This is a genomic window from Amycolatopsis acidiphila, from assembly GCF_021391495.1.
GTDB classification, from domain to species: Bacteria; Actinomycetota; Actinomycetes; order Mycobacteriales; family Pseudonocardiaceae; genus Amycolatopsis_E; species Amycolatopsis_E acidiphila.
In genome coordinates, this window is sequence record NZ_CP090063.1 from 370,411 (window position 1) to 386,592 (window position 16,182).

The following is a 16,182-nucleotide window of genomic DNA, read 5'->3' on the forward strand; positions in this document are numbered from 1 at the left end:
CATGAGGAACTGGACCATCTCGGGGACCCTGACCGTAGAACCCGCCGAGCAGCGCACCGACCTCCTCGCGGAGCCGGTCGCCAAGGCGCTGGCCGCGCTCGAAAGCCCCGATGCCGGCGTCGTCGAGATAGACCCGGAGCTGGCGGACACCGGCGCATTCTGCGAGGCGTACTCCTCGCCCATGTCGGCCTCCGCGAACTGCGTGGTCGTGGCCGGCAAGCGTGCGGGCGAGGTCCGCTACGCCGCCGCGCTCGTGCTCGCCACCACCCGCGCCGACGTCAACGGTGTGATCAAGCGTCGCCTCGACGTGCGCAAGGCGTCGTTCGCGCCGATGGACGAGGCGGTCGAGCTGACCGGCATGGCCTACGGCGGCATCACCCCCGTAGGGCTTCCCGCGGACTGGCCCATCCTGATCGACAAGGCGGTCGCGGATTCGCCCGAGCTCGTGATCGGCAGCGGCATTCGCGGGGGCAAGCTGCTGGTGACCGGCGAGCTGCTCGCCTCGCTGCCGGGTGCCGAAGTCATCGAGGACCTCGCCAAGCCCGTCGCGTGACCGTCCTCGTCCGCACTCCCGGCGACCTCGACATCGCCGCGATCCGCCGCATCGCCGACGGCGAGCAGGTCCAGCTCGACGAGCAGCTGCTCAAGGCCGTCGCCGCGCAACGCGAGGTCGTGCTCGCCGCGCTCACCGAGGGTGCACACCCTGTATACGGGGTGAACACGGGCATGGGACGGCTCGCGGGCACGGCGCTCACTTCCGAACAGCAGTCCGAACACCAGTCACGGCTGCTGGTCGGACGGGCTGTCGGCGGGCCGCCCTGGCTGCCCGCACACGACGTGCGTGCACTGTTCGCGATCCGCCTGCGCGACCTCCTCGAACCGGAAACCGGGGCGAGCGCGGACGCGGCGTGCTTCCTGGCCGACCGGCTCAACGACGGGTTCGTCCCCGCCGTGCCGGCTACCGGCAGCGGTTCGGCCGGAGAGATCATCCCGTTGTCACACGCGTTTCAGACCTTCCTCGGACTCGGCACGATGCTCGATGGAACGTCTGCGGCCGAGGCTCTGGCGAGCCGCGGGATCGAGCCTTATCGGCCGGGTCCCAAGGAGGGCACCACCTTCATCCAGGGCGCGCCCATCGCGACCACGCACGCGATCCTCCGCGCCCCGACGGGCGAGAACCTCGTCGAGCTCCAGATCCTCGCGACCGCACTGACCATCGACGCCCTCGGCGCGCCGCGCGGCATCTACCGGCCCGACCTGGCCGGGCTTGATCCCATCCTCGCGGACGTGCTCGCCCGCATCCGGACCCTGACCGACGGCGGCGCGCCGCGGCCCCTCGTGCAGGCGCCGGTATCGGTCCGCGTGGGACCGCAGGCCCTGGCGTATACGCGTCGCATATTGGCTGCACTCAACGAGTCCGCCAGGCGCACGCTCGCCGCTCCGACCGACTCGCCGTCGTTCCTCGACGGCGAGTTCACCTCGACCGCGGGGTTCCACGCCGCCGAACTCGGACTGCGGATGGACGCCGCGTCGGCGGCTCTCGCGCACGTCGGGGAAATCAGCGTGCAGCGGATGCACCGGCTGCTCGACGAGCGCTTCAGCGGCCTTCCCGCGCAGCTCACGCCCGACCCGGGACCGCAGGCGGGGCTCGCGCCGCTGCACAAGCGCGCGGTCGGCGAACTGCACGCACTTCGCCGGTTGGCGTCCCCGGCCTCACTCGGGTCCATCGACACCTCGGCGGGCCAGGAGGACGTCCAGGTCTTCGCCCTCGAAGCCGGGGAGCAGCTGCGCGCCGCCCTCGAACACCTGCTCGTGATCACGGCCTGCGAACTGATCGCCGCGCACCAGGCACACGTCCTGCGTGGCGAACCGGGCGCCCCCGCGCTACGCGACAGTTACCGCTGGATCGGCGAAGTCGTGCCCCCGGTCGCCGAGGACCGTTCGCTCGGACCCGAGCTCACAGCACTTGTGGCTGCTGCGCGCTCTCGACCGTCAGTCCCTTCGGCACCGCCCACCGGGTGATCAGGGAAAAGATCCCCTCGCAGAGCAGCGCGAGCACGATCACCGCGACGCCGCCGGCCAGGATCTCGCCGTAGCCGGCCCGGCCCTGCGCGAAGCCGTCCACGATGTAGCGGCCGAGGCCACCCCCGTCGTTGACGATCGCGCCGATCGCGACCGTTGCCACCAGCTGCAGGAAGGCGACCCTGGCGCCGGCCAGGATCACCGGCAGCGCGAGCGGCAGTTCCATCCGGAACATGATCTGCCTCTCGGTGTAGCCCGTGCCGCGGGCGGCGTCCACCGCGTCGGCGTCCACCGAGATCACCCCGGCGTAGGTGTTCGTGAACAGCGGCGGGAGCGCGAGCGCGACCAGCGCGATCAGCAGCGGCCAGAAATCGGTGTTCACGTCCCAGCGGCTGGCGAGGAACCAGAACAGGATGATCAGCCCGAAGCTCGGGATCGCCCGGCCGATGTTGATCACGCTGCTCGCGAGGAACGCGCCGCGCCGGTAGTGCGCGAGCCACAGCGCGGGCGGGATCGTCAGCGCGGCCGCGACGACCAGCGACAGCGCGGAAAAGCTCAGGTGCTCGACCGTCCGATAGGGAATGCCGGCCGGGTCGCTCCAGCTCCACCGGTTCGGCTGCCCCAGCCAGTCCCAGGCCTCGGCGAAGATGTTGCTCACGCGCGCACCTTCTTCCGCGCCCACGGGGCGAGCGCCCGCTCCGACAACCAGAGCAGGAAGTCGACCACGACGGCCAGCACGATGGACAGCCCGATCCCGACGATGATCGCCGTCGGGTTGGGGGTGGTGGTCTGGATGCCCTGCCGGATGAAGAACCCGAGGCCGCCCATGCCGAGCATCGAGGTGACCGTGACCAGCCCGATCGTCGTCACCGCCGCGACCCGCAGCCCCGCGATCACGACCGGCAGCGCCAGTGGCAGCTCGACGCTCACCAGCAGCCTGGCCCGCGTGAAGCCCATGCCGACCGCGGCCTCGCGCACGTCGGCAGGCACCTGCTGGATGCCGGTGACGATGTTGCGCAGCAGGATCAGCAGGGTGTACGTCGCGAGCGGGATGACCGCCGTGGTGAACGACAGCCCGAAGAACGGCACCAGGAGCGCGAACGCGCCCAGGCTGGGGATCACGTACAGCGCGCCCGCCGTGGACAGTGCGACCGGGTAGAACCAGCGCCAGCGCAGGGACAGCACGGCCAGCCCGACCGACACGACCAGCCCGATCGCGAGCGCCGTCGCGGTCAGCGCGAGGTGCTCACCGAGCCGCTGCAGGATGTTGTCCGCATTGCGTTCGACCCACCGCCACTCGAACAGCGGCCGATCGGACTCGGCCAGCACGATTGCGCCCACCGGGCGAGCATAGTTCGTCAAGGGGGCTGATTTCTCAGGATGTGGTTTCTGTCGGTGGGCGCGGCTAGGGTCGTCTCGTCACACGAACTGGAGGGTGAAGGATGCGCTGGACTAGGGGCTTCAAGGCGGGAGTGGTGATCGCCGCCGCGGTGCTGGGCCTGGCCGCGTGTGGTGGCGGGAACGACCAGTCGGCCGCGCCGAGCAAGGGCGGGAGCCCGATCGTCGTGGCTTCGTTCAACTTCACCGACAGCCAGATCCTGGCCGAGCTGTACTCGCAGGCGCTGGAGGCCAAGGGCTATCCGGTGACGCGGAAGTTCAACATCGGCTCGCGCGAGCTGGTCTACCCGTCGCTGAAGTCGGGTGAGCTGCAGTTCATCCCGGAGTACCAAGGCGCGGCGATCAGCAGCGGGTTCAACGAGCAGGCGCCGACGGACGCGAACTCCGAGCACGCCAAGCTCGCCGAGCTGTTCAAGCCCTCGGGCGTCGGGCTGCTCAACTACGCGCCCGCCGAGAACAAGAACACCTACATCGTGAAGTCCGACCTGGCGAAGCAGCAGGGGCTGACCAAGATCAGCGACCTGAAGAAGCTGGACAAGGTGGTGCTCGGTGGTCCGCCGGAGTGCGGTACCCGCGCCAACTGCTTCGTCGGCTTCCGTGACACCTACAAGCTGAACGTCACGTTCCAGAGCATCCAGGAGGCGGGCCCGCGCCTGGAGCAGCTGAAGTCCGGCGCGGTGACGGTGATCCCGGTCGACTCGGTGAGCCCGCCGACCGCGGACCCGGACTACACGGCGCTGCAGGACGACATGAACATCGTCTCGACCGAGAACATCGTGCCCGCCGTCACCCAGAAGGTGCTCGACGAGCGCGGGGCGGACTTCGCGGCGGTGGTCAACGCGGTGAGCGCGAAGCTGACCACGCCCGAGCTGCGCGATCTGAACAAGCAGGTCGACGCGGACGGCGACACGGTGGCGGACGTCGCGAAGGACTGGCTGTCCAAGCAGGGGCTCGCCTGATCACTAGAGTCGCGGTCGACGACCACGACGGAATCGGGGAGTGAGAATGGCTCAGGTCACGGCCACCGCGGAACGGACGATCGACGCGCCGGCCGAGAAGGTACGCGAGCTCGTCGCCGACTATGCCGGCGTCCGGCCCAGAATTCTGACCGAGCAGTACCGGGACTACGAGGTCACCGAGGGCGGCAAGGGTGCGGGCACCAAGGCGAAGTGGAAGCTGCAGGCCACTTCGAAGCGTGTGCGCGACGTCGCGGCGACCGTGACCGAGCCGGAGCCCGGCAAGCTCGTCGAGACCGACGCGAACTCCAGCATGGTGACCACGTGGACCGTGCGAGAGGCCGGCAACGGCAGCGTCGTGCGCATCGAGACGACCTGGCAGGGCGCGGGCGGCATCGGCGGGTTCTTCGAGAAGACCTTCGCCCCGGCCGGTCTGAAGCGGATCTACGACGGAGTGCTCGGGAAGCTCGCCGAGCTGGCCTGAGGGCGGGTGTCCGAGCCGGGAAGCGGTGATTCGCTCCCCGGCTCGGACCGGTCCCGCAGGTGAGCTGTGTGCCACGGGTAAGCCGGGCCACAAAGCGGAATCCGCGCCCCGGTTCGGGGTGTTGTACCTCGGTGAGCGTGGGTAGTCCCCACGGAACATCGACGTAGGGAGTCCAACGGTGAGCACCACGACCACCGCGACCGAGGTTCGCCTCGCGTCCCGCCCGGAGGGTTGGCCGACAGCGGCCGACTTCGAGGTTGTCGACACCGAGGTCCCGAGCCCGGGCCCGGGGCAGCTCCTGGTGCGCAACCTGGAGATCAGCGTCGACCCGTACATGCGCGGCCGGATGAAGGCGGCCAAGTCCTATGTCGAGCCGTACAAGGTCGGCGAGGCCATGCTCGGCGGCGCGATCGGCGAGGTTGTCGAGTCCACTGTGGATGAATTCCGCCCTGGCGACATCGTGCTGCACGGGCTCGGCTGGCGCACGCACGCCGTCGTCGACGCTCGCCAGGCCACGAAGGTCGACCCGGACGCGGCGCCGCTGAGCGCGTACCTCGGCGTGCTGGGCATGACCGGTTTGACCGCGTACGCCGGTTTGCTCGACGTCGCGCAGCTCAAGGAGGGCGACACCGTCTTCGTCTCCGGCGCGGCCGGAGCGGTCGGTTCCGTCGCGGGACAGCTCGCGAAGCTCAAGGGCGCCGAGCGGGTCATCGGCAGCGCGGGTTCCGACGAGAAGGTCCGGCACCTCATCGAGGACCTCGGCTTCGACGCCGCGTTCAACTACAAGAACGGCCCGGTCGCGGATCAGCTCGCCGAGGCCGCGCCGGACGGCATCGACGTGTACTTCGACAACGTCGGCGGTGAGCACCTCGAGGCGGCCATCGGGAACGCGAACCTGCACGCCCGGTTCGCGATCTGCGGCATGATCTCGGCCTACAACGCCACCGAGCCGCCCGCCGCGCCACGCAACCTGGGGATGATCGTCGGCAAGCGGCTGACCCTGCGCGGCTTCCTCGTCGGCGACCACCTCCACCTGCGGGAACGGTTCCTCGCCGAGATCGCCCCGCTGGTCAGGGACGGGCGCCTGCGCCATCACGAGACCGTGGTAGAAGGCATCCGCAACGCGCCACAGGCTTTCCTCGACATGCTCGCCGGCGCGAACACCGGGAAGATGCTCGTCCGGCTCTGAACCCCGGCGGCCGGGCCTCCCGTCGGAAGCCCGGCCACTTCGGCTCAGCCTCGCGGGAGGACCAGCGGGAGCACCGTCGTCAGGGTGCGCCAGTCGGCGCTGGCGATGCTGGCGTGGTGCGAGGCCAGCAGGTGCACGCGGTCGGTCGCCTGCTGAACGGTCGGGTTGGTGCCGTCGATCGCGGGCGACACGTTCTGGGCGTCGGTCATGATCAGGAAGTAGTGGTTGGCGTCGTACCAGGACGTGTCGATGCCGCCGTCGATGTACGCGCCGGCATCACCGTCGAAGAACACGAACCACGGCCGGATCGACGTGTCGGCGTACTGGGTCCGCGGGTCTCCGGACTTGGCGCCGAGGACGCTGGCGAACGCGGTCGCGTTGGCCAGCGTGCCCGCGGCCTTGAGGTTCTTCAGGTAGGTCGCGTACTCGACGTCGGTGTGCAGGGTGTCCGTCGGGTTGGACTGCTCGACCGTGCCGGGGATGACCTCGAGGATCATCTTGCCGTCGAGCGCACTTCGCGTGGGCCAGGCGTTCGCACGGGCCGCATCGTCCAAAGTGGAGTAAGAGCCGATGAGGTCGGCCGGCTTGAACAGGGCGTTGCCCGCGTTGGCCTGCACGTATGCGTCGAACTCGTCAGGGCCCATGCCGTCGCGGTCGTCGAAACCGAGCTTCAGCTCGACCTTGACGACGACCGGCCCGGCGCTCGGGTGGGCGGCGAGCCACGTCCGGATGTCGGCGAGGCAGGTGCCGAACGACTGGTCCCGGTTGCCGCCGTACAGGTTCGAGGCGGGCACGCAGTTGTTGTCGTTGCCGAGCGGGTTCTCGTGGCTGACCTGCCAGGTCTTGGTCAGGATGTTGTCCCAGACGTCCAGTTCGATCAGCGAGCTGCCGGCGTCGAGGCCCTGGGCGAGATAGCTGTAGGCATCCTTCGTGTACGTGTTGTGCACACCGACCGTCGTTGCCTCCGACAGCTTGAGCGTGCCGGTATCGGCCGCCATGGCCTGCGGCGCGGTGAGCAGTGCCGCGGCCAGCAGGAATCCCAGTGCTCGGACCAACCTCATCGGGGTCTCCTTCCCGTCGGGAAAACCCTGGCCGACGCGCGTTACGAGAAAATGGTTCACGTCTGACGGGAAGGTAGTACTACAGGGAACGTACGCGTTAGAGCCGTTCGTAGGGTGACGACCGGACGCCGTGCGTGGTCGAGCATCGACGGCATGACGACGCTGCAAGTGCGGGTCCGGCCGGTCGAGCGGGTGGCCTACCGGGTGGGCGCGATCCTGTTCCTGAGTGGTCTGGTCCACCTCGTCGTGCTGGTGGCCTCCGGCACCACGTGGGAGGGACCGCTGTCGTACCGGAAGGCGATGACGTTCGGGCTCTCCTTCGGGCTCACGCTGGCGACGCTCGCGTGGGCGACGTCCTTCCTGCGCATGAACGAAAGGACGCGGACCACGCTCCTCGGCGCCTTCACCGTGGTGAGTGTCGTCGAGGTCGCGCTCGTGACGATGCAGGTGTGGCGCGGCGTCCCGTCCCACTTCAACTTCGAGACCGGCTTCGACACCCTCGTGTCGATGACGCTCGCGCTCGGCGGCGCGGTGATCATCGTGACCGTCGCCGGGTTCACGGCCGCCGCGCTGCGCTCGACGAGCGGGCTGTCCCCGAGCATGCTGCTCGCACTGCGGTTCGGGCTGGTCGTCCTGATCGGCGCCCTGGCCGTCGGCGCGATCATGATCGCGGACGGGGTGCGCGTTTCCCGCGGCGGTGACCCACAGCTGGCGTACACCACCGCGGGCGCGTTGAAGCCCGTGCATTTCGTGGCCATGCACGCGATCCTCGTCGTCCCGGCCCTCGCGTGGCTGATGCGCTTCACGACCTGGCCGGAACGCCGCCGGACCCGCGTCATCCAGGCGACGGCCGTCCTCTACGCGATCGCCGTCGCGGGGACCTGGGTGGTGTTCGGCTAGAAGACCACCGTGCGGTTGCCGTGCACCAGGACACGGCTTTCCAGGTGCCAGCGCAGGCCGCGGGCGAGCGTGACCTTCTCGATGTCGCGGCCCTTGCGGACCAGGTCGGACACCGTGTCCCCGTGGTCGACGCGGATGACGTCCTGCTCGATGATCGGGCCCGCGTCGAGGTCCGCCGTGACGTAGTGGCAGGTGGCGCCGATCAGCTTGACGCCGCGCCGGTGCGCCTGGTGGTACGGCCGCGCCCCGATGAACGACGGCAGGAAGCTGTGGTGGATGTTGACCGCGCGCCCGGCCCACGCCACGCACAGGTCGGGCGGCAGGATCTGCATGAACCGCGCCAGCACGACCGCGTGCGGGTCGTGCTCGTCGACCAGCTTCCGGAGCTCCGCGAACGCCGCCGCCTTGTCGCCGGCCGGAAAAGGCACGTGGTGGAACGGAATGCCGTGCGCTCGCGTGATCCCCGCCAGCGAGTCGTGGTTGCCGATCACCGCGCGCACGTCGACGTCGAGCTCGCCCGACGCCACCCGGCCCAGCAGGTCGTACAGGCAGTGCCCGTCCTTCGACACCAGGATCACCACGCGGCGGCGGACCCCGGTGTCCTCGACCCGCCAGTTCGACTCCGCCGACAGCGACGACGCGACCTCCGCGAAACGGGTCCGCAACTCGTCGACGCCGAACGGCAGCGAGTCCGCGCGCACCTCCTGGCGGGTGAAGAACCAGCCGGTGTCCTGATCGGTGTGGTAGGCCGCTTCGACGATCCAACCGCCGGCGTCCGCGAGGAACGAGGACACCCGCGCGACGATGCCGGTGCGGTCTGGGCAGCCGAAGGTGATCACATAACGTCGTTCGGACACCCTGTCATCTTCCCCGGTGCAGCTCAGGGCGATGCGAGGGGCTCCAGCAGCGCCGTTTCCCCGGTGACCACGGCGCTGCTCGGCCGGCCCCAGACCCGCCGGTAGACCGCGTCCGCCGGACCGGCGATCGTCACGTCGGCCTCGACCTCGTCGGGGCTGATCGACGGCGGGGCGCCGGGCGCCAGCCGGACGGCCCAGGTGCGGGCGGCGTCGGTCGCGTGCAGCAGCACGGTGCCCTCGAACTCCGACTTCGACCAGTCCTGGCGCGTCGGCACCATCCACGCGATCAGCTCGTCGATGCCGTCCGCGGCGAACTCGGGGTCGAAGACCAGGGTTGGCTCGGCGTTCAGCGCGTGCTCGCCGTCCAGCCGGTGGATGGCGGCCTCATGCGCCTGCCGCCGCGCCCACGAGCCCGCCACCTGCGGGTATCGCGTGAACGGCAGCCAGGCCGGCGCCTGCGCGTCGGTGAGGTTGTCGAGCATGGTCGTGCGCCGGCCGTCCCACCAGGCCAGCAGCTCGTCCCAGTCCTCGGGCGGGCGATCGGGCTTGACGTCCTTTCCGCTCGGATCGGCCAGCGCCTTGACCACCCAGGACTGGACCCGGCCGAGATGACCGACCAGGCGGCTAACGGTCCACCTCGGGCACGTGGGCACGGTGGCCTCCGGGCCGGCTGCCAGTGCTGCCGAGCGCAGGGCATCGCAATGGGTCCGGATCGCCGTCAGAAAGTCCTCGTGCCGCATGCCGCGAGCGTATCCGGCGCACGAGCTCGATCGCGCCCACCAGGAGCAGGCCGATCGCGAACGACAGCACCAGCCCCTTGCCGGGCGAGTCGGCGAACGCCATCCCGCCCACACAACCGATACACACGCTGTATACCGCCCATATACACGTGCCGAGCACGTCGAGCGCGACGAACCGGGACCACGGCACGCCCATGCTGCCGGTCGCCAGGCCGCTCGCGACGCGCCCGCCGGGCAGGTACCGGGCCGCGACGATCAGCAGCGCGTTGTGCCGGTCCACCTGCGTCTGCGCCCACTCGTAGCGGGCCTGCCCGCGTTCACCGCGTTGCAGCCGGGCGAGCATCCGCGGCCCCGCACGGCGGCCGATCCAGTGGGACAGGCAGTCGCCGGCCAGCGCGCCGAGCGCGGCCGTCGCGACCAGCAGGGCCAGCCGCGGCAGGTCGGGCCCCAGCAGCACCGCGACCGTCACCACCGTGGTCTCGCTGGGCATGAACGGCAGCAGCGCGTCGAGCGCGGACACCGCGAACACGATCAGCCACAACCACGGCGAGGCGAGTGTCCCCCGGAGCAGCTCGCTGATGCTGTCCAGCAGCTCAAACATGAGCGGCCTGACGGATGCCGCGAGGCCGTGCGGAGGTGAGGACCGACCGGACACTCGCTTCGGCCCGCGCGGCCAGCTCGCGCCGGTCGCCGTCGGGCTCGAACGCGTCGTGCGCCGTCACCCGGACCTGCAGGTCGCTCGCCTGAGTCACCCGCCGCAGCGAAGCGAGCAACGTGTCGTCGCCGACGAAGGACGCCACCGTGCTCGGCTCGTCGCCCTGCAGGTATTCGAAGGTCAGCGGCCGGATCGGCGCCCGCGCGTCGATGGCCGCCTGGAACGGGGCCCGGCGGAACTCGCCGCCACCGCACCGGCCGCACCACGTCGTGCCCTCGGGGAACACCAGCACCGACCTGCCGGAACGCAGTGCGCCCGCCAGGTCGGCGACGACGGCAGGCAGTCCCCTCAGCTCGTTCCGGCCGATGAACATGGTCCCGCACCGCCGGGCGAGCCCGCCGATGAGCGGCCAGCGGCCGACCTCGCGCTTGGCAAGGAACGCGGTCGGCTCGATCGCCAGCGCGGTGACGATGTCCAGCCAGGACAGGTGGTTCGCGACGATCAGCGAACCACGCGCATCGGGCGCGGCGAGCCGGTCGTTGTCGGTCGCCACCTCGACCCCCAGTTCCGTGAGCAGCCGCCGCGCCGGCGGACGAAGGCCGCCGTTTCGCACGGCGGAACCCGCGCCCGCCAGCACCGTGAGCGCCCCGCGCCACCGCCGCACAGCTTGCATTGTGGTCACGTCAGGTCGCGTTGAGGTGACGCAGCGCGGTGTACACGGTGAACAGATGGCCCACGGGTTCATCCGGCGTCCTCGAAGAAGTACCGCCGGTACCGCTCGCCGACCTGGTCGAACGACAGCAGGGTGAAGAAGTCCGCGACGGCGAACTCGGGGTCGTGTGCGGGCGGCCCGCAGACCCACGCGCCGAGCCGGAGGTAGCCGCGCAACAGCGGGGGCACGGCCGCGTAGGTCGGCCGCTGTCGGGTGCGGGGCAAGGGAATCCACGGCCGGTGCGGTTCGACGCGCAGCTCCGGCGGAGCGAGGTGCTTGGCCCGGGTCAGCTCCCAGGTGTTCGCCGCCGCGACGCCGCCGTCGGCCAGCGACACCGAGGCGCAGCCGGCGAGATGGCGGTAGCCGGCCGACTGCACGTACCGGCCCATCGTCGCCCACATCAGGTTGATCACCGCGCCGCTGCGGTGCTCGGGATGCACGCAGGACCGGCCGATCTCGACGAGCTCCGGCCGCACCGGCGGGAGCGCGTCGAGCGCGAATTCTCCTTGTGCGTAAAGCCGTTCGCCGCGTCCAGGCAGCAGCATCCGGTAGGTCCCGACCACTTCGCCGTCGTGCAGCACGGCAAGGTGCTCGCAGATGTCGTCGAACTCGTCCCGGTCCTCCGTCGTGCCGAACTCGGCCGAGAACACCTGCTGCCGCAGGTTCTGACAAGCGGCGACGAGCGCCGGATCGGTGGTGACCACCGCCTGGTACCGGGTGTCGATGAGCGTTGTCATGGGCTGATCGTGGACCCGTCGATCAGTCCCTCACCAGGCATTTCGGGCTATATCGGGGAGAAGTCGGGGATCGCCCGTACCGGTGACCCTCGGGAAAAGGTGGGGCTGTCCCTATTCACAGCGGTGCGACCGTGTGCCACGGCACGGTCAGCTCGCCGAGCCGCCAGCGCCGTGGGCCGTCGAGCACCGGCCACCCGCGGGCCCGCAGCAGGTCGATCGTCCGCAGCCAGCGGAAGCGTACGCCGAACGCCTGGTGCGGCGCCGCGGCCGTCCAGCAACTGTCCAAAAGCGACAGGAATTCGTGGACCGGCTCGCCGGGAACGTTGCGGTGGATGAGCGCCTTCGGCAGCCGTTCGGCCACTGTGGACGGTCGGTCGAGGGTGCTGAGCTTGTAGGACACCGTCAGGCTCAACGGACCGTCCGGCGAGAGGGCCACCCAGGAGCTGAGCCTGCCGATCTCGTCGCAGGTGCCCTCGACGAGCAGTCCGCCGGGCGCCATCCGGTCGAGGATCAGCTTCCACGCGCCGGGCACCTCGTCCTCGGCGTACTGCCGCAGCACGTTGAACGCGCGGACGACGACGGGCCTAGCGTCCGCGAGCTCGAACCCGCCCTGGCGGAAGTCCAGCCACGGTGGCTCGGCAAGGGGCAACGCGGCCGCGACCCGTTCGGGATCGAGCTCGAGACCGAGTACCCGAACCCGCGCACAGATCGTATGCAACCTGTGTGCGAGCTCCATGGTCGTGATGCCGGACGCGCCGTACCCGAGGTCGACCACCAGGGGGTCCGCCGCGTGGCGCAGGAGGGCGGCGACGCGTGGCGAAGCGGTGAGCCAGCGGTCCACCCGGCGCAGGCGGTTGGGGTTGGTGGTTCCTCGGGTCGGGGTGCCTAGGAGTTTTCCGCGAGCCACTGCGCGGACAACTCGACCTCGCGCTTGAGCAGCTTGGTGATCTGGTCCGCGACGAAGCCCTCGAGCTTGCCCCCGACGAGCGGGATGCGGATCTTCACCTCCCCGTTCGCGCGCAGCACGGTCTTTCCGCCCTCGGCTCTGAGTTCGGTGCGGACGTTGATCTCGCCGGGCACGCCGCTCACCGTGCCCCTGGCTATCCCGGTGTACCCCTCGCCCGTGCGGGTCCAGTTCTCCTGCCGGTCCACGGCAAGGTCCCCGCTGTGCAGGCTGCGCACGATCGACGGCAGCTTGTCGGCACCTACGCCCTGGCGCAGGCTGAAGCGGACGCCCTCCGCGGTCGGCGTGTAGTCGAGCAGGGCCGCGTTCTCGCCGCCGGCCTCGGCCAGCCGGGCCCGCAGCGCCGGCTCGCTCGTCTGGGCGGCGAACACCTCGTCAACGCCTTGCGAGAACACGGCGTGGTGCTCGATACGGGATGCCATGACCGGAGACAGTACCGTTTGACCCCGTGACACCAGTCGAAACCCGGACCGCCCTGGCCGAGCACACGACGCTGCGCCTGGGCGGCCCCGCCCGCCGGTTCGTCGTCGCCGAGACCACGGAAGACCTGCTCAGCGCGGTCCACGCGGCCGAGGACCGGGTGCTCCTGCTCGGCGGCGGCTCGAACCTGGTGGTCGGCGACGACGGGTTCGACGGCACGGTGGTCAAGATCGCGACCCGCGGCTGGCGCGTCGACGGCGAGACCGTCGAGGTCGCCGCCGGGCAGAACTGGGACGAGTTCGTCGCCGCGATGGTCGAGGCGGGCCTCGGCGGCCTCGAATGCCTCTCCGGCATCCCCGGCTCGGTGGGCGCGACCCCCATCCAGAACGTCGGCGCCTACGGCTGTGAGGTCGCCGACCTGCTGACCTCGGTCGAGTGCTACGACCGGCGCACCGGCGAGACCGGCACGATGAGCGCCACCGACCTGGGGTTCGCCTACCGGACCAGCGTGCTCAAGGGCACGGACGCCGGGATCGTGCTCAGCGTCCGGTTCGCCCTGCGCGGCGACGGCCTGTCCGCCCCGGTCCGCTACGCCGAGCTGGCCCGGACGCTCGGCGTCGAACTCGGCGCCCGGGTGCCCGCCGCCGACGCCCGGCAGGCCGTGCTCACGCTGCGGCGGGGCAAGGGCATGGTCCTCGACGCCGCCGACCACGACACGTGGAGCGCGGGCTCCTTCTTCACCAACCCGATCGTGCCGGAGGCCGAGCTGGCGCCGGTGCTGGCGCGGATCGCGGAGGCAGTGGACACGCCGGTGCCGCAGTACCCGGCAGACGGCGGGGTGAAGCTCTCCGCCGCGTGGCTGATCGAGCGCGCCGGCTTCCGCAAGGGCCACGAGGGCCCCGGCGGCCGGGTCACGCTGTCGACGAAGCACACCCTGGCGCTGACCAACCGGGGCGACGCCAGCACCGCCGACCTGCTCGCGCTGGCCGCGGAGGTCCGCGACGGCGTCCGCGCGAAGTTCGGCGTGACCCTCCACCCGGAACCGCTGCTGATCAACTGCTCACTCTGAGCGGAACGTCCGGGAGCCGTTGAGCTGCGCACGCGGCTTGAGCACGATCGAGTCCAGGTTCACGTGTGACGGCCGGGTCGCCGCGAACGCGATCACCTCGGCGACGTCCTGCGGGGACAGCGGCGTGACGCCCTGGTAGACCTTCGCCGCGCGCTCGGTGTCGCCGCCAAACCGGTTGGCCGAGAAGTCCGTCTCGACCATGCCCGGGATGATCTCGGTGATCCGCACCGGGTCGCCGAGGTGCTCCGAGCGCAGCGTCTGGTGCAGCGCCGCCTGCGCGTGCTTGGCCGCCGTGTAGCCCGAACCGCCGTCGTACACCTCGTGCCCGGCGATCGAGGTCACAGTGATCACGTGCCCGTCGCCGGAGGAGATGAGCTTGGGCAGCAACGCCTTCGTGAGCCGCAGCGTGCCCAGCACGTTGGTCTCCCACATCCAGCGCCAGTTGTCCTCGTCGGCGTCGACGACGCGCTCGAGCCCGCGGGCACCGCCCGCGTTGTTCACCAGGACGTGGCATTCTGGAATCCGCTGGACAAAAGCGGCAACCGAGGCGGGGTCGGTGACGTCCAGTGAGTGGGCGGTACCGGACAGCTCGGCGGCCAGCTTCTCCAGGCGGTCGAGCCTGCGGGCGCCGAGCACGACGTGGAAACCGGCCGCGGCCAGGGCGCGAGCGGTGGCTTCGCCGATACCCGCGCTGGCCCCGGTGATGACTGCGGTTCGTTCGCTCATGCCGCCCATACTCCCAGCGGGGGACAGCCGGATATCGCGGGGAGCCGGGTGCCGTGGACGCCTGGATACGACTGGAATGCGGGAGGCAGCACCTGATGGACAGACGCGTGGTGGTCAAGGCCGCCCTGGTCGCGGGCGTGGGAGCGGTCGTGGCGGCGTGCAGCGGTGGCGGGGAGGACGGGGGCCGGCCCGACGGGGGCGGGCAGCCGACCGAGAGCAAGCCTGTCGCGAAGCTCACCGCGGAACCGGCCGTCGACGCCAAGGACGTGCCGGTCCGCCGGCCGATCACCGTGCGGGTCGCCGACGGCGCCCTGACCTACGTCAAGGTCACCAACGCAGACGGCAAGGCCGTCGCGGGCTCGTTCAACGCCGACCGCACGGTCTGGACCAGCAGTGACGTCCTCGGCTACGGCAAGACCTACACCTACGCCGCCACGGCGACCGGCGCCGACGGCAAGCCCGCGCAGTTGAGCGGCAGCTTCAGCACGCTGACCCCGAGCCAGCAGATCCGGGTGACCGTCAACCCGGCCGACAACGCCGAGGTCGGCGTCGGGATGCCGGTCAGCGTCAAGTTCACCGGCGACGTGGCGAACAAGGCCGAGGTCGAGAAGGCGCTCGCGATCGAGACGAGCAAGCACGTCGAGGGCTCGTGGGGGTGGCTCTCCGACCGGCAGGTGGACTTCCGGCCGAAGGAGTACTGGCCGGCGAACATCCAGGTGAACGTAGGCGCGAAGCTGTACGGCATCGACCTGGGCGGAGGCGCCTACGCGCGGGCCGACGTGAGTACGAAGTTCAAGATCGGGCGCAACCAGGTCGTGAAGATCCACACGACCGACCACCTGATGCACGTCTACCGCGGCGGCGCGAAGGTCAAGAGCTATCCGTGCAGCAACGGCCTCGACGCCGACGTGAACCGCAACACGCCCAACGGCACGTTCGTCGTCATGAGCAAGGAGCCGAGCGCGATCTTCGACAACGCGCGCTACGGCTACACGAACGTCAACAAGAAGTGGGCCTGCCGGATCTCCAACCACGGCGAGTTCATCCACGAGAACCAGGACAACGCGGCGAACATCGGCAAGGTCAACACCTCGCACGGCTGCGTCAACCTGCTCGAAGCGGACGCGAAGAACTTCTTCGACTCCGCGCTGATCGGCGACCCGGTCGAGATCACCGGTTCCCGGCTCGGTGGTCCGGTCAATTCGGACGTCATGGACTGGCTCGTGTCCTGGTCGGCCTGGCAGGCCAAGTCCGCGGTGTAGCCCTGGTGCCCTTTGGGGAAGATGACAGGG

19 protein-coding genes are annotated in these 16,182 nt (G+C 70.2%); 8 read left to right on the top strand and 11 right to left on the bottom strand.

The window, feature by feature from the left end:
- Position 1: 1 nt before the first annotated feature.
- Positions 2-553, top strand: coding sequence for a YbaK/EbsC family protein (locus LWP59_RS01905; RefSeq protein WP_144632987.1), 552 nt, complete (start codon positions 2-4; stop codon positions 551-553).
- Complete coding sequence (locus tag LWP59_RS01910) at positions 550-2,022, top strand: aromatic amino acid lyase (RefSeq protein ID WP_229857971.1); 1,473 nt, start codon at positions 550-552, stop codon at positions 2,020-2,022. Before LWP59_RS01905 ends, LWP59_RS01910 begins: the two co-directional genes overlap by 4 nt.
- Here LWP59_RS01910 and LWP59_RS01915 read toward each other — a convergent pair.
- Together LWP59_RS01915 and LWP59_RS01920 are read right to left on the bottom strand one after the other, a co-directional pair.
- Entirely contained in the window at positions 1,958-2,704 is a 747-nt protein-coding gene (locus LWP59_RS01915; protein ID WP_144632989.1) for an ABC transporter permease, read from the bottom strand. The genes LWP59_RS01910 and LWP59_RS01915 overlap by 65 nt on opposite strands.
- Positions 2,677-3,363 carry an ABC transporter permease gene (locus tag LWP59_RS01920; protein WP_144632991.1) on the bottom strand — a complete coding sequence of 229 codons (687 nt, stop codon included), beginning with the start codon at positions 3,361-3,363 and terminating at the stop codon, positions 2,677-2,679. Before LWP59_RS01920 ends, LWP59_RS01915 begins: the two co-directional genes overlap by 28 nt.
- Positions 3,364-3,464: 101 nt before the next feature.
- Between LWP59_RS01920 and LWP59_RS01925 the strand changes: the two genes are divergently transcribed.
- From LWP59_RS01925 to LWP59_RS01935, 3 genes are all read left to right on the top strand, one after another.
- Positions 3,465-4,379 (top strand): ABC transporter substrate-binding protein, encoded by a 915-nt coding sequence (locus LWP59_RS01925; RefSeq protein WP_144632993.1) that lies wholly within the window; start codon positions 3,465-3,467, stop codon positions 4,377-4,379.
- 46 nt (positions 4,380-4,425) lie between these two features.
- Positions 4,426-4,860, top strand: coding sequence for an SRPBCC family protein (locus tag LWP59_RS01930; RefSeq protein ID WP_144632995.1), 435 nt, complete (start codon positions 4,426-4,428; stop codon positions 4,858-4,860).
- Between the two features lie 178 nt (positions 4,861-5,038).
- Positions 5,039-6,049: an NADP-dependent oxidoreductase gene (locus tag LWP59_RS01935; RefSeq protein ID WP_144632997.1), complete on the top strand. Its 1,011-nt coding sequence runs from the start codon at positions 5,039-5,041 to the stop codon at positions 6,047-6,049.
- Between the two features lie 44 nt (positions 6,050-6,093).
- Here LWP59_RS01935 and LWP59_RS01940 read toward each other — a convergent pair whose 3' ends face one another.
- Positions 6,094-7,110 (bottom strand): phosphatidylinositol-specific phospholipase C domain-containing protein, encoded by a 1,017-nt coding sequence (locus tag LWP59_RS01940; RefSeq protein ID WP_144632999.1) that lies wholly within the window; start codon positions 7,108-7,110, stop codon positions 6,094-6,096.
- 153 nt (positions 7,111-7,263) lie between these two features.
- On the opposite strand from LWP59_RS01940, the gene LWP59_RS01945 reads away from it, so the two are divergent.
- On the top strand, positions 7,264-8,010 hold the full coding sequence (locus tag LWP59_RS01945; protein ID WP_186383027.1) for a hypothetical protein: 747 nt from the start codon (positions 7,264-7,266) through the stop codon (positions 8,008-8,010).
- Here LWP59_RS01945 and purU read toward each other — a convergent pair.
- The 7 genes from purU to LWP59_RS01980 all read right to left on the bottom strand — a co-directional run bounded on the left by purU (position 8,007) and on the right by LWP59_RS01980 (position 13,097).
- The gene (gene purU, locus LWP59_RS01950; RefSeq protein WP_144633001.1) at positions 8,007-8,867 is read right to left on the bottom strand and encodes a formyltetrahydrofolate deformylase; all 861 of its coding nucleotides are present in this window, start codon (positions 8,865-8,867) and stop codon (positions 8,007-8,009) included. The two genes, LWP59_RS01945 and purU, sit on opposite strands and share 4 nt — an antisense overlap.
- Positions 8,868-8,890: 23 nt before the next feature.
- Positions 8,891-9,607 (bottom strand): maleylpyruvate isomerase family mycothiol-dependent enzyme, encoded by a 717-nt coding sequence (locus LWP59_RS01955; protein WP_144633003.1) that lies wholly within the window; start codon positions 9,605-9,607, stop codon positions 8,891-8,893.
- The gene (locus LWP59_RS01960; RefSeq protein WP_144633005.1) at positions 9,492-10,208 is read right to left on the bottom strand and encodes a DedA family protein; all 717 of its coding nucleotides are present in this window, start codon (positions 10,206-10,208) and stop codon (positions 9,492-9,494) included. Before LWP59_RS01960 ends, LWP59_RS01955 begins: the two co-directional genes overlap by 116 nt.
- A complete protein-coding gene (locus tag LWP59_RS01965; protein WP_229857966.1) occupies positions 10,201-10,935 on the bottom strand; it encodes a lysophospholipid acyltransferase family protein in 735 nt (244 codons plus the stop codon). Before LWP59_RS01965 ends, LWP59_RS01960 begins: the two co-directional genes overlap by 8 nt.
- A gap of 68 nt (positions 10,936-11,003) precedes the next feature.
- On the bottom strand, positions 11,004-11,711 hold the full coding sequence (locus LWP59_RS01970; protein ID WP_144633009.1) for a GNAT family N-acetyltransferase: 708 nt from the start codon (positions 11,709-11,711) through the stop codon (positions 11,004-11,006).
- 115 nt (positions 11,712-11,826) lie between these two features.
- Positions 11,827-12,618 carry a methyltransferase domain-containing protein gene (locus tag LWP59_RS01975; RefSeq protein WP_144633011.1) on the bottom strand — a complete coding sequence of 264 codons (792 nt, stop codon included), beginning with the start codon at positions 12,616-12,618 and terminating at the stop codon, positions 11,827-11,829.
- A complete protein-coding gene (locus LWP59_RS01980) occupies positions 12,597-13,097 on the bottom strand; it encodes a DUF2505 domain-containing protein (protein ID WP_144633013.1) in 501 nt (166 codons plus the stop codon). The genes LWP59_RS01975 and LWP59_RS01980 overlap by 22 nt, the downstream gene beginning before the upstream one ends.
- 26 nt (positions 13,098-13,123) lie before the next feature.
- Between LWP59_RS01980 and LWP59_RS01985 the strand changes: the two genes are divergently transcribed.
- Positions 13,124-14,164 (top strand): UDP-N-acetylmuramate dehydrogenase, encoded by a 1,041-nt coding sequence (locus tag LWP59_RS01985; RefSeq protein ID WP_144633015.1) that lies wholly within the window; start codon positions 13,124-13,126, stop codon positions 14,162-14,164.
- Here the strand turns inward: LWP59_RS01985 and LWP59_RS01990 are convergent.
- On the bottom strand, positions 14,156-14,890 hold the full coding sequence (locus LWP59_RS01990) for an SDR family NAD(P)-dependent oxidoreductase (RefSeq protein ID WP_144633017.1): 735 nt from the start codon (positions 14,888-14,890) through the stop codon (positions 14,156-14,158). The genes LWP59_RS01985 and LWP59_RS01990 overlap by 9 nt on opposite strands.
- Positions 14,891-14,982: 92 nt before the next feature.
- Between LWP59_RS01990 and LWP59_RS01995 the strand changes: the two genes are divergently transcribed.
- Positions 14,983-16,152: a L,D-transpeptidase gene (locus tag LWP59_RS01995; RefSeq protein WP_191334846.1), complete on the top strand. Its 1,170-nt coding sequence runs from the start codon at positions 14,983-14,985 to the stop codon at positions 16,150-16,152.
- Positions 16,153-16,182: the final 30 nt, after the last annotated feature.